The sequence below is a fragment of the Streptomyces panaciradicis genome (genome assembly GCF_023516615.1).
In the GTDB taxonomy this organism is placed as follows: domain Bacteria; phylum Actinomycetota; class Actinomycetes; order Streptomycetales; family Streptomycetaceae; genus Streptomyces; species Streptomyces panaciradicis.
Genome location: NZ_JAMGBF010000092.1, coordinates 24,965 through 45,209 on the forward strand (window position 1 = coordinate 24,965; position 20,245 = coordinate 45,209).

The window sequence follows — 20,245 nt, forward strand, 5'->3', positions numbered from 1 at the left end:
TCCCGGGCCTGTTCGCTTGAGGAGATGATCCGTGTGCGCTCGTTCGGTGCGTCGTCTGCGCAAAAGGGAATGTGGCTCGCGCAGAAAATGAACCCCGACACGCTGAACCACGCGCTGTTCATGTGGGACGTGGACGGTGAACTGGACACGGCGGTCATGGAATCCGCCTTCCGGCATGTACTCGGCGAGGCGGAAGTGCTGCGCGTCAACTTCGTCGAAGTGGACGGCGAACTGCGGCAGGTGCCCCGGGAATTGGAGGACTGGCAGCCGTTCTTCATGGATGTCGGTGACACGGCCGATCCCGAGCAGGCTGCTCGCGAGGCGCTGGCCGACCTGGTGAGGCAGCCGTTCGACCTGGAACGGGATCTGCTGTTCCGGCTGGGAGTGGTGAGACTCGGGGCGGCCCGCTCCCTGGTGGTGGTCGCCTACCACCACCTCGTCTCGGACGGGTACGGCGCCGGCGGCCTGCTGTCACGGCGCCTCGCGGAGGTCTACACGGCGCTCGTACGGGGCGTGCGGATACCGGAGTTGCCGCAGCCGTGGGACGCCGAGCCGTTCGCGGCCGAGGCGACGCGGTACCGCGACTCCCCGGCCTTCACCGAGGACATCGAGTTCTGGCGCTCCTACCTGGCGAACGCGCCCGGGCCCGCACAGGTCCCGGGCGTCGCCCTGCCCGAGGACGCGCGAAGGGCGCTGTCCGAGCGGACCGGCACGGCCGACCGCTGGGGGCAACTGGCCGACGCCATCGGCATGGTGAGCCGCACGCTGACCATTCCGCGCGCGGAGGCGGACACCTGGACCGACGCCGCGAAGGCCCTGGGCGTGTGGATGTCGTCGCTGCTCACCGCGGCCGCGGCGGTGTACTTCCGGCACCGCTGCGACCGCCCGGAGTTCCTCATGTCGATGGCCGTGGCCAACCGGACCGGGGCGGCGAGCAGCACACCCGGGCTGGCCGTCAACGTGGTGCCGATGCGCGTGCGGGTTCCGCTCAGCGCGACCTTCGGGGAGATCGCCGACGCGGTGGTCGACGAGACGTACGAGATCTTCGGCCACATCGCCTGTCACTACTCGGACATCCAGCGCGCGAGCGGCATCGGCCTGAGCGGACGCGGCAGTTTCGGCGCCGTGATCAACGTGGTCGACTTCGCGGAGCAACTCCACTTCGCCGGCCGCCCCGCGCGTCACCTCGGCGCCACGACCGGCGCCTTCGACGAACTGTCCATCGGCGTCTACACCGACGGAAGCGCCGACAGCGACCTGTTCCTGCGTCTCGACGCCCCGGCGACCCTGTACTCCGCGGCTGAACTGCGCTTTGTCGGCCTGGAGTTGATCGCGTACATGCGTGCCCTGCTGGCCGCCGACGCGCAACTGCCGGTCGGCGCGCTGGACGTGCTTGCGGGCGCCCAGCGGGACCAGGTGCTCACGGCAGCGATCGGCACGGAAGTCCCGGTCCCCGGGCTGACGGTCCCCGAGCTGTTCGCCCGCCAGGTGGAGCGGGATCCCGACGCCGTCGCGGTGGTGTCCGGGGAGACGGTCCTCTCGTACCGCGAGGTGGACGAGCGGTCCGGCCGCCTGGCCGGGGCCTTGCGTCGCCGGGGCGTCGGACCCGAGACGGTCGTGGCCGTGGCACTGCCTCGCTCGGTCGACCTCGCCGTCGCACTGCTGGGAGTGGTGAAGGCGGGCGGAGCCTACCTGCCCGTCGACCCGGCGGCGGCCCCCGAACGAATCTGGCCGGTGGCGCGGGAGGCCGAGGTGCGCCTGCTGCTCGCCGAAGCGGCGACGGTCGATGCGCTCTGCGCCGATCCGGACGTTCCGGTGATCCGGTTCGAGGAGATCGCCTCTGAGGCCGCAGGAGACGACGGCGCACCCATCTCCCTGCACCCGGACGGCCTGCTGGCCGTCACGTACGGCTCCGGACCGGACGAATCACCCTCCGGGGTCGCCGTCACACACCGCAACCTGCTGCGTTCCGTCATGGATCGGCAATGGCGTGAAGGCGGCCGCGGCACCGTGCTGTGGCACTCGTCGCACACCTCCGAGGCGCTTGCCCTCGAGCTCTGGGCGCCGCTGCTGAACGGCGGCCGAGTGGTCGTGGCTCCTGCCGGCGAACTGGACGTCGACACGCTGACCGAACTGCGGGCGGTGCACGAGCTCTCCGCGCTGTGGCTGCCCGTGGGACTGTTCTCGGCAATCGCGGCAGAGCATCCCAAGAGCCTCGCCGGCTTGCGCGAGGTGTGGACCGGCGGCGAGCGTGTGTCCTCGGCCGCGGTACGACGGGTGCGTGAGGCATGCCCCGAGCTCATGGTCGTGACCGGCCACGGCCCGACGGAGACGACGCCGTTTTCCGCGACCCACCGCCTGGCAGGGGACGCCCCGCCGGACCACGTCGGCGCGGTCGGCCGCCCCGCGGACAACACCGCCCTCTATGTGCTGGGGCCGGGCCTGGCGCCGGTGCCCGCCGGCGTGACCGGCGAGCTCTATGCGGCGGGCGCCGGCCTCGCCCGTGGGATCGCCGGACGGCCCGGGCCGACGGCGGAGCGGTTCGTGCCCTGCCCGTTCGGTCCGGCGGGCGGGCGCATGTACCGGACCGGGGACCGGGTGCGATGGAGTGCGGACGGCCGCCTGGAGTACGTCGGCCGGGCAGACACCCAGACGGAGATACGCGGGGTTCCGGTCGAGTCGACGGAGATCGACGAGGTGCTGTCCGAACACACCGGTCTCGCCCAGTCGTTGGTGGTCGCCGCGACGGACGACTCCGGAAAACGGCGGCTGGTCGCCTATGTGGTCCCGGTGAGTGAGCGCGCAGCCCGGCCCCCGGCCGAGGAACTGCGCCGGTACGTCGCGGAGCGGCTGCCCGAGGCGATGGTGCCGTCCGTGTTCGTGGTGCTGGAACGCCTCCCCTTGACGGCCGGCGGAAGAGTGGACCGGGCATCGCTGCCGGCAGCCGCCGTCGACGACGGGACCTACCGGGCACCCCGCAACCACACCGAGCGGGTGCTGGCAGCGGTCTTCGCCGACGCCCTCGAACTTGACCAAGTGGGCATCGACGACGACTTCTTCGACCTCGGGGGCAACTCGCTGCGAGCGATCAGAGTCGTCGGTCTGATCCGGGCGGAGCTGAGTCTCGAGGTGTCCATCCGCACCCTGTTCGCGGCACGCACCATCGCGGGTCTGTCGGACAGGTGGAAGGACCTCGCCCGGTCGAGCCGCCCGACGCTGCGCAGGAGGACCAAGGACGGCGAAGCCCTCTGAGCATTTCACAAGTGAATTCGTGTCCCGTCGGCGGGACATGAATGCGGCAGGCGTACTTGAATGGCTCATCGTGCCGGGTCTACGTTGGCGGCGCGACCGATGGAAATGCCAGCGGGAGAATTCTCTATGACTAATCGTGAAAACGAGATCTACGACGTGGTCGGCATTGGGTTCGGTCCGTCCAACCTGTCGCTCGCCATCGCCCTTCAGGAGTTCGGGGCGCGGGGCCCGGAGAACAGGATCAGCAGCCTCTTCTTCGAGCGTCAGTCGTCCTTCGGCTGGCACCGCAACATGCTGCTGCCGTCGGCGACCATGCAGATATCCTTCCTCAAGGACCTGGTCACCTTTCGCAATCCGACGTCGAGTTTCAGCTTCGTCGCGTATCTGCACGCGGCGGGGCGGCTCCCGCAGTTCGTCAACAACCAGGACTTCTTCCCCACACGCCAGGAGTTCCACCAGTACCTGGAGTGGGCGCAGGCACGGGTGGCCGACCGCATCGTGTACGGCAGCGAGGTGACGTCGATCAGAAGGCAGCCGGGCACCGCTCCGGAGCTGTCGGACCGTCTGCTGCTGGAAGTGGCCGACACCGCCGGCCGACCCGGCCGCGTGGTCGAGGCCCGCAACGTGGTGATCTCCACCGGCCTGGTTCCGAGCATGCCCGAGGGCACCGAGCGCGACGAACGTGTCTGGCACAGTTCCGAGTTCCTGGAGAAGTACCGCCGCACGGACCCCGGGGAACTCCGCCGGGTGGCGGTCGCCGGAGCGGGCCAGAGCGCCGCCGAGATCACCAGGTTCCTGTACGACGAGCTGCCGCACGCAGAGGTCTGCGCGATCGTTCCGTCCTACGGCTACTCCGTCGCGGACGACACCCCCTTCGCCAACCAGGTCTTCGACCTCGGTGCTGTCGACGAGTACTACTTCGGCAGCGAGCAGACGCGGGAGGCGTTCTGGCGGTACCACCGCAACACCAACTACTCGGTCGTCGACGACGAGGTGATCCGGGACCTGTACCGCAGGTCCTACGACGACGACGTACGGGGCGTCAGCCGTCTTCAGTTCCTCAACCTGACCAGGGTCACCGGCGTCAAGCGCGCGGGCGCCGAGACGCGCGTGTCCCTCCAGGAGGGCCCCGACGGCGAGATACGTGAACTCGACTTCGACCTGCTCGTGTGTGCGACGGGCTACAACGCGATGGAGCCCACGGAGCTGCTCGGCGATCTCGACCAGTACTGCCTGCGGGACGAGGCCGGCCGGTACCGGGTGGAGCGGGACTACCGCATCGTCACCGCACCCGACATGCGATGCGGCATCTATCTCCAGGGCGGTACCGAACACACCCACGGTCTGACCTCCTCACTGCTGTCCAACATCGCGGTGCGCAGCGGTGAGATCGTCGACTCGATCGTCGCCCGGCGCGCGGAGACGAACGACGGGAACACGGTCCTGGCCGAGGCCGGAAAGGGAACGCTTCGATGAGTGACCCGCGGGAGGATCGGTGGCTGCGCCGCTACCGCGACGGCGACGGCTGCGAGACGAAACTCCTCTGCTTCGCCGCGGCCGGTGCCGGTGCGAGCGCGTATCGCACCTGGGCCCTGGGCCTGCCGTCGGACGTCGCCGTGCTCGCCGTGCGCTACCCGGGCCGGGAAGACCGGTTCGGCGACCCGTTCGCGCCCCGGCTGGAGGCCCTCGCGGACGAGATAGCCAATGCGCTCGGTGGGCTTACGCGGCATCGGCTGGTGATGTTCGGTCACAGCATGGGGGCCTCGGTGGCGCACGAGGTGGCACTGCGTTTCCAGGAGTGGGGGTGCCCTCCGGCCGCCTTGTGCGTGTCCGGCAGGCGGGCGACACACGCGCTGGCGGGCCGGCAGATGATCTCCGGCACGGACGACGAGATCATCGCGCATGTCGTGGGTTTCGACGCGAGCCGGGCCGCGGTCTTCGCCGACCCCGACCTGCGGGAGATCGTGCTCCCCGCGGTCCGTGCGGACTATCACCTGGTGGACGACTACGTCGGCGGTCCCCGGCCCCTGCTCGACTGTCCGGTCTACGGTTACACCGGTGACACCGATTCCGAAGTGACCCCGGAACAGATGCGCCGCTGGGGCGAATTGACGCAAGAGACCTTCCGGCTCCGCGTGCTGCCCGGCGGGCATTTCTATCTGAGGGCCCAAGAAGCCGCATTGCTGGCGGATCTCAGCGACGTATTGGATGGCCTCAAGTCCCGTACATCGACCGCCAGTTGACCTGTGCAGTGTCGTGGTAAGCTGATTTCGGTGGCATGGGAATGCGTATCGGTCCGTGATGTCATCACCGCCCCTTTTTGAGGGTGCCATCCGCTCGGTCGTCGGAAACCGAGCCAGGGAACATCGCGTCGAATCCAGTAATTCTCTCTCGAGTAACTCACGCACAGTTTTCATGAGCGTCCTCGGCCTAGGGATGGCAGATGGCAAGTAAACCGACAGCGCTGACTGTGCTCCGACCGCTCCCCTCACTGTGGGGCGGTCCGGCCGACCCGCCGTGCCTGCTCGAGGCACTGGCCGCGACGGCGGCACAGCGGTCGGACGAGATCGCCGTCTGCGACGAGGGTCGGGAGCTGACCTACCGTGAGCTGAGCCGGTGGATCGGCGGTATCGCCGCGGTTCTCGTGGAGCAGGGCATCCGTCCGGGTGACCGGGTGGCGATCACCGGCTCACGAAGTGCCGCGATCGTGGCGGCAATGCTGGCCACGGTGTACGTCGGTGCCACGTACGTGCCGCTCGACGCCGACTATCCGCTCAAGCGCCTCGAGCACATGCACACCGACAGCGGAGCCGGTCTGCTGCTGTACGCCGACCGGGAACCCGCCTTCACGACCCGCGCGCGGTCCCTGCGCATTCCGCCGATGCCCGCTTCGGCCGACCAGGGCGAGGCGGCCATGCCGCCGCATTCCTGCCGGCCGGACCTGCCTGTGTACATCATCTACACCTCCGGGTCCACAGGACTGCCCAAGGGTGTCGCCCTGCCGCACCGCTCCATCGACAACATGGCGCACTGGCAGCGAAGTCACTCGGTGCGGCCCGATCTGCGCACGGCCCAGTTCACGCCGCTGAACTTCGACGTCTGGTTCCAGGAGGTCCTCGGCACGCTGTGCGGCGGGGGAACACTGGTGATCATGCCCGAGCCGCTGCGGCGCGACCCGATCGCGCTGCTCGACTGGCTCGCGGACAACCGCATCGAGCGTCTGTTCCTGCCGTACGTGGCACTGAACATGCTCACCACCGTCGCCGCCGCCGCCGATTCGCTCGACGGCCTCGCCCTCCAGGAGGTGAACCTCGGCGGCGAACAGCTCGTCTGCACGCCGGTCCTCAGGGATTTCTTCCGCCGGCTGCCGGGCTGCCGGCTGAACATTCACTACGGTCAGAGCGAGTCCGCCATGGTCAGCGCGCATACGCTGACCGGGCCGCCGGAGGAGTGGCCGACGCTGCCGCCGATCGGGAGCCCGCTGCCGGGCTGCGAGGCGATCATCGATCCGGGCGACCAGGACGAGCCGGGGGTGGGGGAGCTCTTGGTGGCGGGCCTGCCCCTGTCCACCGGCTATCTCAACCAGCCCCGCCTCAACGCGGCGCGGTACATCCCGCTGGACCTCACCCGGCACGGCCACAACAGGGCGTTCCGCACCGGGGATCTGGTGCGTGTCGAGGACGGTGTCATCCACTACGTCGGCCGTGCCGACAACGAAGTGAAGATCCGCGGAGTCCGGGTCAATCCGCTCGAGGTGGACGCCTGTCTGCTCGAACAGCCCGGTGTCACCGAAGCGGTGTGCGTTCCCCTCCAGGTCGCGGAAGGGTCCCGTCAACTACGGGCGGCCGTCACCGTCGACACGGAGGAAGGCGTCTTCGACGCCGGCCGGGCGCTGGCCGCCCTGGCCGACCTCCTGCCCGGCCCCTCGGTGCCCGTCTCCGTCACGGTCCTGCCGGAGTTGCCCCGCACACCGAGCGGCAAGGCGGACCGCAAGGCGGTCGCCCGGACACTTGCCGGCATTCACCTTCATGGCCAGACGTCAGCGCAGACAGGGGTGTGACATGGAAGGCGACTTCGAGACGGAGACGGAACGCCGGCTCGCGACGATCTGGGCCGATGTCCTCAAGATCGACAAAGTCGGACGCGACCAGGACTTCTTCGGCCTGGGCGGGGACTCGCTGCTGGCCACCAAGGTGGTGCTGGAGGCCCGCCGCGTCTGGAACATCGACTTCACCGTACGGGTGCTCATCGACACCCCCGTCCTCGCCGGACTGGCCGGACGCATCGACCAGTGGGTCGCCGAGGACAGCGGGACGCCCGGGCAGCCTGCCTAGCCACGCAATGCGACGAGACAGCGGCACAGGATTCGGGTCGGAGGTCCGGAATGCTCATCGAAAGTATCCCGACTAGAGGCGGGAACGGAAACCGGGAGCGCAGAAAGGTCGTGCTCGTCGAAATCCCCACCTATGAGAACATCCTGCCGCTCGCCTCCGGTTACATCCAGGCGTGCGCGCAGGAGGACATCGAGGTGGGGCCGGCCCACACCTTCGAAATAGTCTCGTACCCGGTGACCGACGACCGGCACAAGCTGCTGGAGGACCTGGCCGGGAAGTACGCGGACGTCTACACCTTCAGTTGTTACATCTGGAACATGAAGCTGGTCAGCTGGCTGCTGAAGGAACTGCGGGAGAGGCAGCCGGACGCCCATTACCTGCTCGGCGGGCCGCAGGTGATGAATCACGCCGCGACCTACCTCGCGGACGCTCCGGAGAACGTCTACATATGCAACGGAGAGGGAGAGCGGACGTCCGTGGAGCTGCTCAGGCAGCTCAACAGTACGACGCCCGACATCCACCAGGTCCCCGGACTCAGCTTCTGGTCCGGCGGGGAACTCGTCACCACGGAACCGGCGCCACGGATCAGCAACCTCATGGAGATTCCCTCCCCCTTCCTCAACGGTGTCTTCGACGGCCGCGAGTTCAGCATGGGGATTCTGGAGACGAACCGTGGGTGCCCCTTCCGCTGCACCTTCTGCTACTGGGGCGCGGCCACCAACTCGAAGGTGATCAAGTTCGAGGAGGAGCGGATCAGGGCCGAGCTCGACTGGATCGCCGACAACGGGCTCTCCGGGCTCTTCATCGCCGACGCGAACTGGGGGCAGTCGCCCCGTGACGTGGAGATGACCGAGCACATCGTCAAGCGCAAGAAGGAAGTCGGCTATCCGCTGGTCGTCTACATGGCGGCCACCAAGAACCGGCCGGAACGCATGGCGCAGATCACCGAGATCTTCGTCCGCGGCGACCTCATGGTGACCCAGCCCATCTCGCTGCAGACGCTGAACCCCGAGGCTCTCAAACTCATCGAGCGGTCCAACATCCGCGAAGAGACCTTCGTCGAACTGCAGCGCACGCTCAGGGAAAAGCAGATCAGTTCCTACGTCGAACTGATCTGGCCGCTTCCGGGCGAGACCCCCGAGTCGTTCAGGGACGGTCTGACGAAGTTGTGCCGGTCCTACGCCGACACCGTCATCGTCTATCCGCAGCTGCTCCTGCACAACACGCCCATGTACAACCAGGTCGAAGAGTACGGCTTGACCACGGAACCCGTGCCGAGCGACGTGTCCGAGGCCGAGGTCGTGGTCGCCACGAACTGGGTCTCGAAGGAAGAATGCCGCGATGCGTACTGGCTCTACCACGCGATGCACACGATCTACAACATGCGCGGTCTGTTCCTGCTCTCCGGCTATCTCGACGCCGCCGGCATCGTCTCCTACGGCGACCTGTTCGACAGCGTCGCGCGTTTCATGCGGCAGCGGACGGATTCCGAGGTGCTCGACCTCATCTCCCGGTCATTGGCCGACCTGACCAACTATGATGTGCTCCTCAGCGGCAAGATCGGGCACATGATCCTCAGCACCCATCGCGAGGAATTCGACAGGGTGCTGGTCGACTACGTCACGACCCAGGAATGGTGGTCGGACCCGATGGCCCGGCAGGCATTCGAGATGGACCTGTTGGCACGTCCGTACATCTACCGCGAACCGGTGAGCGTTCCGGACTACGCGTTCACGGAAATCACCGTGGACGGCCTGGGCGACGCGGAGACCTTCATCCTGGAGGTCTCCCCGGAGCTGGCCGGGCTGCTGATGGAGCGCGAGATGCTCGACGCCGGCGCGCGGGGCGACGCCGCGTCAGGACGGATGAAGGTGAGCGTCAACCATCACGCGCGGCAGAAGATGCCGTACATGCCGCAGCGCAGCCTCGAGCACAACGCCAACTACTGCCACGGCACCGTCCTGCGCTTCCGCGAAATCCTGCCCTTCGTCGAGGTCCACTCTCCCGACGCCGCTTCGGCCACGGTCGCTGACTGAGCGTCAGAAAGGACGCGATCTCGTGGAGCTGTCCCGATCCGGAAGCAAGATGGCCAGTCTGTCCGGACTCCGGCTCATCATGGACGACATAGCCACTACCACCGGTTCCGACACGGGAACGGAGTGGCTCAACCTCGGCATAGGAAACCCCGCGGCCATACCCGAGGTCATGGAGACCTGGCAGCGGGTGACCTCCGAGGCACTGGCCACCTCCTTCGGTGAGGTCAGCTGCAGTTACGGACCGTCTCGCGGGCTGCCGACGCTCGTCGACGCGATCGCCGAATACTTCAACGACCGCTACGGCTGGAGCGTGGGGCCGCGCAACATCGTGGTGGGGCCCGGCAGTCAGATGATCTGCTTCATCGCCGCGGCACTCTTCACCGGGGCGGGCGCGACGAGAGACACCAAGCTGGTCCTGCCGATCACCCCGGACTACACCGGCTATCAGGGACTCTCCCTGACCCCCGGAGGAATCCGGGGAGTCGAGCCCCTCCTGCGGCTGGAGAGCGACCGTTCCTTCCGCTATCTGCTCAATCTGCCGGCCCTCGAGAGCCTGACGGACGTCGGGCTCATGCTGTTCTCCAGCCCGAGCAACCCGGCCGGCCGTTGTGCGTCGCCCGAGGAGATACAGCGACTCGTCTCGGTCGCCCGGGGCCACGACGTTCCGCTGGTGATCGACAACGCCTACGGCGCTCCGTTCCCGGGTATCGGTGGACCGTCGATGGCGCCGGTGTGGGACGAACGCGTCATCAATGTCTTCTCGGTCTCGAAGGCCGGGCTTCCCGGGGAGCGCCTGGGCTTCGCCATCGCCGACGAACGCCACATCGATCCGATCGTGTCGTTCCTGTCCAACTCGACGCTGCACGCCCCCCAACTGGTGCAGTCGGCGCTGGCCCACGCGCTGCGGTCCGATGTGCTCGACTCGCTGGTCGCGTCGGTCATCGGCCCCTTCTACGCCGAGCGACGGAAGTTCGTCGAGTCGCTGCTGGCAGGGGCACTGCCGAAGGACGTCTCCTGGCACCTGCACGCCGCCGAAGGGGGCATGTTCTGCTGGGTCTGGGTGGACGAGGACTGGTTCGACGATCTTCGGTTGTACGAGCTGCTCAAGCGCAGAGGGGTGTTCGTCGTGCCGGGAAGGCACTTCTTCACTGAGGTCGGCGACAGCCCGGGCCTCGGACGCCACCCCCGGCAGTGTTTCCGCATCAGCATCACCCCCGATCCGGACGTCATCGCCGCCGGCGTCGAGGTGATCGCCTCGGCGCTGGACGACATGCGCGCGGGAAGCGCCGCGCCCTGACGTTGCAGCCAGCATGGGCAGCCCGCTCCAGGGCGGTCGGGAGACCGCCCTGGAGCGGGCTGCCGCACGTCAGCTCACCTTGGGCGCCGAGTCCAGCTGCACCGCGACGGACAGATAGCTCGATGCGAACGAGAAGTAGTGGAAATCGACGTCGAACGCGTCGACGAACTCCATCAGGGCGCGGTACTCGTGCTGGCGCCACCCGGGGTAGTTGAGGAACTCGTCGAAAACGACGATCGACCCCGCACGAAGCCGTGGGGCGAGTCCGAACAGGACGGTGCGGGCGCTGGAGTACAGATCCGAGTCGATGTGCACGAGAGCGACCGGTTCGTCGGTGCCGGCCAGGTACTTCGGCAGAGTGTCCTCGAACAGGCCGACGTGCAGCTGCGCATTCGACGGAAGGCCGGTCGGCAGCCTCCCCTCCGTGCTGTACGTGCCGACGGGACTGTCGTGTGTCCAGTCCTCGGGCAGCCCCTTGAACGAGTCGAAACCGTGCACGGTGCGATCCTCGAACTCCTCGCAGAGGATGCTCAGAGTCTGGCCGCCCATGACACCGAACTCGAGCACGTCGCCCTCGATCCTCACGGAGAGGCAGGCATGCCGTAGGAGATTCTCCCGGCCGCCGAGATTCTGCGCCGACGCGAAATTCTCCTCCAGAAAGCGGGCCGCGTCCACGACGGAAATTATTTTCGCCATGCGCGCGTAGTCGGTCAGCAGGCTTGTGACGTCCATTCCGCTGAGGTCAGGCAGCAGGCGACTGAGCTCCGGAAGCACTGGTAGCAGGCCTTCGGTGGCATCGTTGTCCATGTTCCTCCTCGACTCGATTCACTGACGAGGACGGTACAGACGACCGTTCCGCGTGACAATGGAGAACAGGTCGGTATTCGCCGACGTGAAAATAGCGCTGTGAATTCCGTGGCTTTCGGTTTTCCGTCGCGGCGCCGGCGCCGCTTGTTCGCCCGCCTGTCCCGCCGGCGGGACAGGCGGGGAGAGCATCCTCAGGCCGACGTATGAGGACTCTTCCCGGTCCGCCCTCTCCCCGGGCGGCGCTCATGCGCCGTGTGGCAAGGAGACTGGATGTCCCGTCGGCGGGACGCCACCAAGGAGTTGGGCCCGTGCAAGCGCTGGAAGGCGTACGCGGCGGAGACGAGGGCCATGTGGTGGTACCAGCCGGGGAACGAGCGTCCCTCGAAGTCCAGCAGCCCGAAGTCCCGCTGCATGGAGCGGATCGCGTACCTCGTCCCGTTCTGGAGTGCGGCGATCGAGCCGACCTCCGCGACGGGCTGGTGGGCGAGGCTGGTGAGCCACAGCGGGCGCGGGTGGTCGGAGCCGACCTCGGCGTAGAGCCGATAGACAGGACCGGGGGAGCGTCCTTGAGAGCTGCCCGGCACATGCACGAGCGACGTCTGGAACGGTGTGCTGCGCTGTTGTCCGTCCGGCAGGCCGATGACGGCCCTCTCCTGGCTCTGCCCGTGGACGAGGGTCCTCGCGCCCACGGGCGCGGGGGCCTTCTCGCCCGCGGGCACCACCGCCAGGTGCGGTGGTACGGCGACGACGAAATCGCGGCGGCGCCTGGCGAGTCCGTGTAAGAGCCACCCCACGTCGGGTTCGTCGCTCATGTCGACGAGGACGACCGAGGACGCCGAGTCGGTGCGAGCGGACAGCCGTTCGACGAGTCTGAGTGCCTGTGCCCACAGCGGCTGGTACTGCTCGGAGTCCGGTATGCGCGTCTCCATGCGTCGCCCGCAATCGCCTGTCCAGGTCGCGGGCAGGTGTAAGCACCAGTCCACGGGTACCTGTGCGTCGCCCACGCACAGGAACGCCCCCAGCCCCAGCTGACAGTTGAGCGTGCGGCCCGAGGACAGGTCGAAGTAGCGATGGACACCCACGGACCGGTCACCGCGCTTGGGCAGGACGGCCCGGCCGATCGACCAGACCGGCTGGGGGCGTTGTTGGGCCACCCAGTGCGTGAGTTCGGTCATCACCTCGTCGAAGTCCCACGGGCTGAGACTGACGAACTGGCGCAGCGACTGAGCGACGGACGGGTCGCGGGAGATCGCGGCGGCGAGCCGGCGCACCGACTTCTTGCCCGGAGTGACGAGCAGGCCTTTCAGATAGGCGTGCGCCCACTTGCGTTGGTCGATTCGGCGCAGGCTCTTGAAGATCGTTCCGCTGTATCGGTCCAAGGCCAATTCTGAGTCGTTCGCGTAAGCCGCGTGGCTCGAAGTCGACCAGTCGTCTGATTGGACCGCATCCATGCCGCTTATAACTCCCCCGACCTTACTGAGCGTTGGAGGGAGTCTAGGGCGAACATCAGTGCGGCGTCACTCGTCGGCGTTGTTCGGGCGTGGCTTGAGTCGCCCTGGCGTCCCGGGCCGGTAAGCAGTTGAGGAGTACACGACCATGCGAAGATGGCCGGATTCGGATCACGTCTTCCTGGTCAAGGCGCCTGCCTTCCTGCCAGGGTGGCTCGTCCACCCCTCCGTTGCGGCCTTCGGGCGCTGCGGTCGAAACGCGGTGACCTGGGAGGAATGGAGTCCCTCGGCTTCGGTGGGGCGATGTGCCACGGCGGTGCCGATGGCCGACTTAGAACGCGACGGGCTCGGACTGCCCCCTCAAATCGCGCCATTCAGTGGAATAGGGCGCTAAGATTCCATTAAGAAGTTCGAACTCCGCAAAGTAGTGTTCGAAGGCGCCCAGGTCCTTGAACTGCGCAACGCTGTGGGGATCTACTCGGGAGCGCGGCGGCTGGTCATCTCGACCTTGCGGAGGAACCCGTGCAATGGCCGGTTCAGGTTCATCGGGGTAGTCCGGACATATCTACGCGCGGTGCCGGCGGCCGTGGTGAGGTCTGCGCAGGAACGGGGAACGCTTTCTGTATCTAGCGGAAAGCCATCGCGAACCAGCCGATTTAAAGGCGCGTTACCACGGAGGCGTGATGACTAGTCAGGCCGAGGGACACAGAGACACCAAGACGCTCATGTTCGATGAGACGACAGAGACCGTGTCGAGGGCGAGGAAAACCGCCGGTGCGGAATCGCGGCGCGAACAGGTACTCACGACGAAAGTGGGGCTGCACATACCCGCAGGACTCTCCTTCGAGGAGTGGGAGCGCGCTGGGCGCCAGCTTTCCGGGTTACTGAACTCGTCGTCCTGGTGGCTCGGGGACTGGCTCATCTACGGCAAGGACCAGTACGCCGACCGCTATGACCGCGGTATTCGCGCGGCCGGCCTGCAGTATCAGACGCTGCGCAACTACGCCTGGGTCTCCCGGCGGTTCGAACTGCACCGGCGGCGGCCCGCGCTCAGTTTCCAGCACCACGCCGAATTGGCCTCACTGCCCGTCGACGATCAGGAGACCTGGCTCGATCGTGCCGAGCAGATGAAGTGGAACACCAAGCAGCTGCGCGATGCCATTCGGGCGGAGCGTGCGGGCACCTCGCAGCCGACCAGCGTCGTGGCGACGACACGTCGGCTGGCCGTGCCCGACAACCGGCTCCAGTGGTGGCACAAGGCGGCTGCCCATGCCGGCGCAGAGCTGGAGGAGTGGGTGACGGCCACTCTCGACGCCGCCGCCAAACAGCTGCTCGAAGAGGTCGAGCTGCCTTTGGGTCGTACGGCGAGGGCGTTGGAGGCACGCGGGGGCGTCCTCCCGGCCCAGTGAAGGTGGCGGGTCCGTGCAGCATGAGGTACGAACCCGCCACGCGGCCAGGACCGCTACGGCAGGCGGCTCATGAGATCCGCCGTCTGCCGGTGGCGGGTGCATCCGCGTCCCGCGAACGACCGCACCACCCGTTCGCGGACCTCCGGCCGCTGTTCCTGACTGAGCTTGAACATTCCCTCGGCCCTGGTGACCTGAAGGCGGAAAGCGCCGACACCGGGCACTATCTTTCGAAAATAGTCGACGGATTCACTCATGTCCCAGCTGTGGCCGAACTCCTTCTCGAATGCCCGCACCGTCGCCTCTACGACACCCAGTGTCTCCTCCGTCGTATCGATCTTTTCCAGCACGCCGTGCACATGCACCGACGTGAAGTTCCACGTCGGAGCGGCCGGTGTGATGTCGTAGACGGCGGGGGAGACGTAAGCGTGCGGTCCGGTGAATGTCAGCAGGACGACTGATCCTGTCTCCAGCGCCGCCCAGTGCGGATTGGCACGGTTCAGGTGACCCAGCAAGCGCATGCCGGCCAAGTCCGCAGCGGCCGGTCCTTCCCACCGAGGATCGGTGATGACCGGAAGGTGGGTTGCGTACGGTCCGTCGGTGGGAGTTCCGTTGCTCACCATCAGCGCCAGCGGATTGCCGCGCATCAGGTCGATCATCCATGAAACGTCCGGTTCCCGGTAATCGCTGGGGACGAACATACAGCACTCACCTTTCATGAGAGGCTGCGGAATTGCGACGGAAAGCTTTGAGTTTCCGTCGAGATGTCCTGTCGACGGGACAATCGGGTTCTCCATCATGACCCGTCATCCTCGGCGACGCAATGAAGGCAAAGAGTCACAACCGCCAGAACAAATCCATCCGGTCTTCATGCGCAATTTCGGATGAATGGGTGGACGGACCATCAAAGGAGTAAGGGAATGGCGATACGTAAGAGATCCAGGACCGGCGTGGTGGGTCTGGCGGTGCTCGCGATGTCGGCAACCGCCTTCACAGGTTCCGCGCAGGCATCGTGGGACACGACCTCCGTGCCGGTCGGTCATGGGGCGACACAGCTGGCGATGGACGCGGCCGTGCGGGGCGGCGTCCCCGGCATCACCGCCGAAGCGCGCGATGCCGACGGCGTCTGGAAGTCGGCGTCAGGCGTCGGGAACCTCAGAACGGGTACGCCACGCGGCAGGAACGACCGGTTCCGCGTCAGCAGCATTACCGACACATTCGTGGCGACGATCCTGCTTCAGATGGAGGCCGAGAAGCGGCTCGATCTCGACGACGCCGTGGACCGATACCTGCCGGGCCTGGTCTCCGGCAACGGCAACGACGGCCGTGAGATCACCGTGCGGCAGCTCCTGAACCACACCAGCGGGCTGTTCGACTACCTGAACGACCAGGCATACGGCGAGACATACCTGGCGGGCGACGGCTATTTCCGCCACCGGTACGACTCCCTGACCCCCCAGCAGCGTGTCAAGGTGGCCCTGGACCACCAGCCGTTGTTCGCGCCCGGCGCCAGGCACTCGTTCTCCACCACCAACGACGTTCTGGCCGCGCTCATCGTCGAGAAGGCCGGCGGCAGGTCGTACGAGGACGAGGTCCGTGAGCGCATCATCGAGCCCCTGCGGCTCAAGGCGACGTCCCTTCCCGGGAACCGTGTCCGGCTGCCCCGGCCCAGCAGCCGCGGCTACTCCAGGCTCTTCCCCTCCCAGCCGGACCGGATCGACGACGTGACCGAGCTCAACGGCTCCCAGCTCTGGGGCAGCGGCGACATCATCTCCAGCGCGGCGGACCTGAACCGGTTCTACGGAGCCCTCATGCGAGGAAAGCTGCTGCCGCCGCTGCAGTTGAAGGAGATGAAGACGACCGTCGCCAACCCCGACTTCCCCGGCGCGTCCTACGGCCTCGGCATCGAACGGTTCGACCTCGGCTGCGGTACCACTCTCTGGTATCACGACGGTGGCATGCCGGGGTGGCTGACACTGGCCGCCACCACGGAGGACGGCCGCCACCAACTCACGCTCGACTACAACGCCGACTGGGGAGCGGAGACCGTCCTCTCCGTAGTGAACGCCGAGTACTGCACCCCCACGACCTGACACCGGACACATGACTGAGCCTCTCTGCCCCTCGTCGGAGGGCAGAGAGGCTCAGTCATGTGAACCGATCACCTACGGCGGCACCTCACCGCCCGAGGGCCGGTCCGAACCAGACGGTGAGGGCGGTCCGGAGCCCGGAGGCGTCGAGGGCCCCGGAATCGGCGGCCCAGGCGACATGACCGTCAGGGCGGATGAGGAGCGCGGCGGGGGCGGGGATGTCGCCGACGGCAGGGACGGGCCAGTGGTCGTCCTGGCTCCGCGCCTCGACGAGGTCGACACGATCGGCCCAGCCCTCGGCCACCGCCGCCGTCCCGGCGCTGCCGCTCAGGTCGAGCAGCACGGGGTGGGCGGTGTGCAGCAACTCGTAGACGCTGATGGCGCCGTCGGGCGTCTTGAGAGGGGCGTCGGGGACCCGGCGCCCCGCCAGCGGGTGGTCGTCGTCGACCGTGTACCTGATGTCCAGGCCGGTGATCATGTCCCGCAGGTACCGATTGACGTCGTCGAACACCATGAGCGATCCGAACACCTCGCGCAGGGCGTCCATCTCGGAGCCAGGGCGGGCCAGCGCCGACTGCGCCCGGGTGTTGTGCAGGAGGCGCTCTCCGACCGGATGCCGCTCGGTGTGGTAACTGTCCAGCAGACTCTCCGGGGCCTGGCCGCGCACCACAGCGGCGAGCTTCCAGCCGAGGTTGACCGCGTCCTGCACGCCTATGTTCAGCCCTTGTCCGCCCGCCGGGTAATGGATGTGCGCCGCGTCGCCCGCAAGCAGCACGCGGCCCTCCCGGTACTTGGCGGCCTGGCGTGCGGCGTCACCGAACCGGGAGATCCACCTGGGGTTGCGCATGCCGTAGTCGGTGCCCGCGAGCCTGACCAGCGACTCCCGCAACTGCTCGAACGTCACGGAGGCGTCCCGGTCGGCGACACGGTCGTACTCGGAGGTGATCACCCGGTGCCATCCCGGCTCCAGGGCGAGCGCCGAGAAATGGCCACCCGGACAGCGCCGCATGAAGATGAAATCCTCGGGCAGATCCGGGATTTCGACGTCCCCGAGCAGTGCGGTCATCGTCGCCGGAGTACCGGGGAAGTCGATGCCCGACAGCCGTCGTACCGAGCTGCGCCCGCCGTCGCAGCCCACGAGGTAGCGGGCGCGCAGGGTCGTGGATGCACTCTCCGCCGTACGCAGCTCGACCGTCACGCCGGCTTCGTCCTGGCGGAGACCGGTCACCTCGGACGACCACCGAACCCGCACGCCGAGCTCGGCGGCCCACTCCTCCAGCAGCCGTTCGATGCTGGACTGAAGGATCATCAGCGGGAGCGGATGCCTGGACTCGAACTCGTCGAAGTCCAGCCAGAGGCCGGAGAAATGGCCCACCGGTGTCAGGTCGCCTGCCGCCAGGAAGCGGTCCACGACGCCACGCTGGTCCAGCACCTCCAGGGTTCGGGAATGCAACCCGCCGGCTCGCGACTCACCCGTCCGTTCCGGAAGCTGTTCGGCGACCAGGACGTCGGCGCCGGCCAAGCGCAGTTCGCAGGCGAGCATCAAGCCCGTCGGGCCGGCGCCCGCGATCAGCACATCCGTGTCCATGCCAGCGTGTCCCACGTCGCTGCTCCCTCATTCCGCCGTGCCTCTCACCTCGCCGACACCTCCACGTTCACGGAGGCGGATCAGCAGGTCAAGACAACTCCATGCCGGGAGGAACCAAGCCGCGGGCGGACTTGTACCGTCCCGCCGGCGGGACGGGAATCGTGCTCCGACGCGTCATCCGTCATTCATCATCGAGTTCTTCCAGAACCTCGGCGGCAGTGCTGTTTCCCTTGTCAGCCAGACGCCGCAGTTCGGCAAGATCGTCCTGTTCTACGGCGAGTTCGATGAGCTGATCGGCCGCTGTGGAGTTACCGGTCTCCGCGAGGCGCCGCAGCTCACCGATATCGCCTTGTTCCGCCGCCAGTTCGATCAACTCGTCGGCGGCGTCTGTGTCTCCGCGGTCGATGCGCTCGCGCAGGGTGGCTAGGTCAGACTGGTAGGACGGGTCGGATTCGGTGGTCATGGGACTCTCCGTGGCTGTCGGGGTCAGGAGTTGGACTGGGGCAACCTTCCGGAAGCGCGCAGTTCCTCGCGGTGTGCGTGCCATTCCTTCCGCAGTGCGGGCAGGCGTTCCGCAAGGAACTCCGCCAGCGCGACCATCTCTTCCAGCGGGGCCCGGCGCGCAGGTGCTGCGTCGGTGAGTAGGTCCAGGCCCTCCCGGAACAGTGCCGCGTGTTCGAGGTGGAGGGTGGCGTCGAAGTTCTGCGGCTGTCGGCCCGTCGGGTTGAGGCTGACCCGGTCCATCCGCTCGCCGGCTGTCCTGGTGCGTCGCGCCAGGTCGTATGTCTCCAGCAGTCGGATCGCGCCCGTGATCGCGCTTCGGCTTGCCAGGAGTGCGTCGCTCAGTTCGTCGATCGTCTGCTGAGCGGGATCACAGACGAGCAGGTACCCGAGGAGGCGTCCGGCCATGGGCGGGAAGCCGTAATGGCGGGCGTAGAAGCGGCCGACGTGGTCGGCGAAGATCAGCTGAGCATCCTGGGACACAGCGGCAATCTAGCATCTATCGCTGAGATGACACTTATTTCTGTCATCTCAGTGGTGTGGGTGCTGTGAGGAACGGAGTAATTGCTCGTCTCTGTCAGGAAAGTCCCGACGCCCGCAGCACTGCCTCGGTCGTCTCGTCGTCGATGTCCTGCCCCAGGCGCTTCATGATCTCGGCTCCATGGCGGAGCGTTCCACGTTCGAGGGAGCGGCGGACGCCTGTGTCGAGCTCGTGCCAGAGCAACGGGTTTGCGGTGAGGACTCGGGGGTCGAGTTTGAGGGTGTGGCCGTGGACGTCACGGAGTACCAGGTGGGAGGAGACGCCGTCGTACCGCCGTACAGCGGTCAGCGTGTCCGTATGGATCACTTGCCTGCGCCAGGGGGCGTGCACCCTCAGCCAACCCGGCCCCGCGGTCACCCGTGGCGGCAGCAGGACGGCGCATACGACGGCTGACAGAGCGACCCACAGCAGGGCGCGCAGGGGTGTCAGGCTTCCCGCGTCCCAGTCGACCAGCACGCTCATCGCGCAGAACACCAGGGCACAGCCCGTCGCGAGCCGGGCGCTGCCACGCCAGTGGCGGTCGCCAGCCGAGCCCGCCGGTCCGCTCCGTCGCATGATGCTGACGCTAGGCGCCGGGGCGGGGTCCGGCGAGCATGGCTAACGGGGCCTTAGCGCGTGCGGGCGAATCTTGACGGGATCCTGACGTGGTCGCCCGCGTCGTACTCAGCCGGTGTGGACGCGGGGCCGGCGGGCGCGGTCCGGCTCCGCCTCGCGCAGTACCTCCCGGGTGACCGGGGCGACCTCGCCCTGGCCGAAGAGGAAGAACCGCAGGAAGTTCGCGAAGGGGGTGCCCTCGGTCCACTCGAAGTAGATGTGGGGGATGCAGCCCGTGGTGTCACGGACGTGGAGGGCGAGCGCGGCCAGGGCGTTGGGGACGGAGGAGGACTCCAGGGTCAGGACGCGGTAGCGGTTGTGCAGGACTTCGCCGCGCACGGTGAGGCCGGC

General features: G+C 67.3%; 16 protein-coding genes and 1 pseudogene. 9 read left to right on the top strand and 8 right to left on the bottom strand.

Going from position 1 to position 20,245, the window contains the following annotated elements; genetic code table 11:
* The first annotated feature begins 24 nt into the window (after positions 1-24).
* The 7 genes from M8J74_RS27705 (at position 25) to M8J74_RS27735 (ending at position 10,919) form a co-directional block, all read left to right on the top strand.
* On the top strand, positions 25-3,252 hold the full coding sequence (locus M8J74_RS27705; RefSeq protein ID WP_283948665.1) for a non-ribosomal peptide synthetase: 3,228 nt from the start codon (positions 25-27) through the stop codon (positions 3,250-3,252).
* 126 nt (positions 3,253-3,378) lie between these two features.
* Entirely contained in the window at positions 3,379-4,728 is a 1,350-nt protein-coding gene (locus tag M8J74_RS27710) for a lysine N(6)-hydroxylase/L-ornithine N(5)-oxygenase family protein (RefSeq protein ID WP_249839051.1), read from the top strand.
* A complete protein-coding gene (locus M8J74_RS27715) occupies positions 4,725-5,495 on the top strand; it encodes a thioesterase II family protein (protein ID WP_249839052.1) in 771 nt (256 codons plus the stop codon). The genes M8J74_RS27710 and M8J74_RS27715 overlap by 4 nt, the downstream gene beginning before the upstream one ends.
* A 227-nt stretch (positions 5,496-5,722) precedes the next feature.
* Positions 5,723-7,312 carry an AMP-binding protein gene (locus M8J74_RS27720; protein ID WP_249839053.1) on the top strand — a complete coding sequence of 530 codons (1,590 nt, stop codon included), beginning with the start codon at positions 5,723-5,725 and terminating at the stop codon, positions 7,310-7,312.
* Between the two features lies 1 nt (position 7,313).
* A complete protein-coding gene (locus M8J74_RS27725; protein ID WP_249839054.1) occupies positions 7,314-7,586 on the top strand; it encodes a phosphopantetheine-binding protein in 273 nt (90 codons plus the stop codon).
* Between the two features lie 110 nt (positions 7,587-7,696).
* On the top strand, positions 7,697-9,622 hold the full coding sequence (locus M8J74_RS27730) for a B12-binding domain-containing radical SAM protein (RefSeq protein WP_249839055.1): 1,926 nt from the start codon (positions 7,697-7,699) through the stop codon (positions 9,620-9,622).
* Positions 9,623-9,644: 22 nt separating this feature from the next.
* A complete protein-coding gene (locus M8J74_RS27735; protein ID WP_249839056.1) occupies positions 9,645-10,919 on the top strand; it encodes an aminotransferase class I/II-fold pyridoxal phosphate-dependent enzyme in 1,275 nt (424 codons plus the stop codon).
* Positions 10,920-10,988: 69 nt separating this feature from the next.
* On the opposite strand, the gene M8J74_RS27740 is transcribed toward M8J74_RS27735, so the two are convergent.
* Positions 10,989-11,726, bottom strand: a complete 738-nt coding sequence (locus tag M8J74_RS27740) for a TylF/MycF/NovP-related O-methyltransferase (RefSeq protein ID WP_249839057.1) — start codon at positions 11,724-11,726, stop codon at positions 10,989-10,991.
* 191 nt (positions 11,727-11,917) lie between these two features.
* Positions 11,918-13,177, bottom strand: coding sequence for an IS701 family transposase (locus M8J74_RS27745; protein ID WP_443744580.1), 1,260 nt, complete (start codon positions 13,175-13,177; stop codon positions 11,918-11,920).
* 722 nt (positions 13,178-13,899) lie between these two features.
* Here M8J74_RS27745 and M8J74_RS27750 point away from each other — a divergent pair.
* Complete coding sequence (locus M8J74_RS27750) at positions 13,900-14,583, top strand: LmbU family transcriptional regulator (protein WP_249839059.1); 684 nt, start codon at positions 13,900-13,902, stop codon at positions 14,581-14,583.
* Between the two features lie 53 nt (positions 14,584-14,636).
* Here M8J74_RS27750 and M8J74_RS27755 read toward each other — a convergent pair whose 3' ends face one another.
* A complete protein-coding gene (locus M8J74_RS27755) occupies positions 14,637-15,380 on the bottom strand; it encodes an FMN-binding negative transcriptional regulator (RefSeq protein ID WP_249839060.1) in 744 nt (247 codons plus the stop codon).
* A 120-nt stretch (positions 15,381-15,500) separates the two neighbouring features.
* Between M8J74_RS27755 and M8J74_RS27760 the strand changes: the two genes are divergently transcribed.
* On the top strand, positions 15,501-16,673 hold the full coding sequence (locus M8J74_RS27760) for a serine hydrolase domain-containing protein (protein ID WP_249839061.1): 1,173 nt from the start codon (positions 15,501-15,503) through the stop codon (positions 16,671-16,673).
* 85 nt (positions 16,674-16,758) lie between these two features.
* On the opposite strand, the gene M8J74_RS27765 is transcribed toward M8J74_RS27760, so the two are convergent.
* The 5 genes and pseudogenes from M8J74_RS27765 to M8J74_RS27785 all read right to left on the bottom strand — a co-directional run.
* Positions 16,759-18,258, bottom strand: coding sequence for an FAD-dependent monooxygenase (locus M8J74_RS27765; protein WP_283948671.1), 1,500 nt, complete (start codon positions 18,256-18,258; stop codon positions 16,759-16,761).
* A gap of 181 nt (positions 18,259-18,439) precedes the next feature.
* Positions 18,440-18,721 (bottom strand): hypothetical protein, encoded by a 282-nt coding sequence (locus M8J74_RS27770; RefSeq protein ID WP_249839063.1) that lies wholly within the window; start codon positions 18,719-18,721, stop codon positions 18,440-18,442.
* A 23-nt stretch (positions 18,722-18,744) separates the two neighbouring features.
* On the bottom strand, positions 18,745-19,242 hold the full coding sequence (locus tag M8J74_RS27775) for a GbsR/MarR family transcriptional regulator (RefSeq protein WP_249839064.1): 498 nt from the start codon (positions 19,240-19,242) through the stop codon (positions 18,745-18,747).
* 94 nt (positions 19,243-19,336) lie between these two features.
* Positions 19,337-19,855 carry a hypothetical protein gene (locus tag M8J74_RS27780; protein ID WP_249839065.1) on the bottom strand — a complete coding sequence of 173 codons (519 nt, stop codon included), beginning with the start codon at positions 19,853-19,855 and terminating at the stop codon, positions 19,337-19,339.
* A 108-nt stretch (positions 19,856-19,963) separates the two neighbouring features.
* Positions 19,964-20,245 (bottom strand): annotated as a pseudogene (locus M8J74_RS27785) (amino acid transporter); the annotation flags it as partial.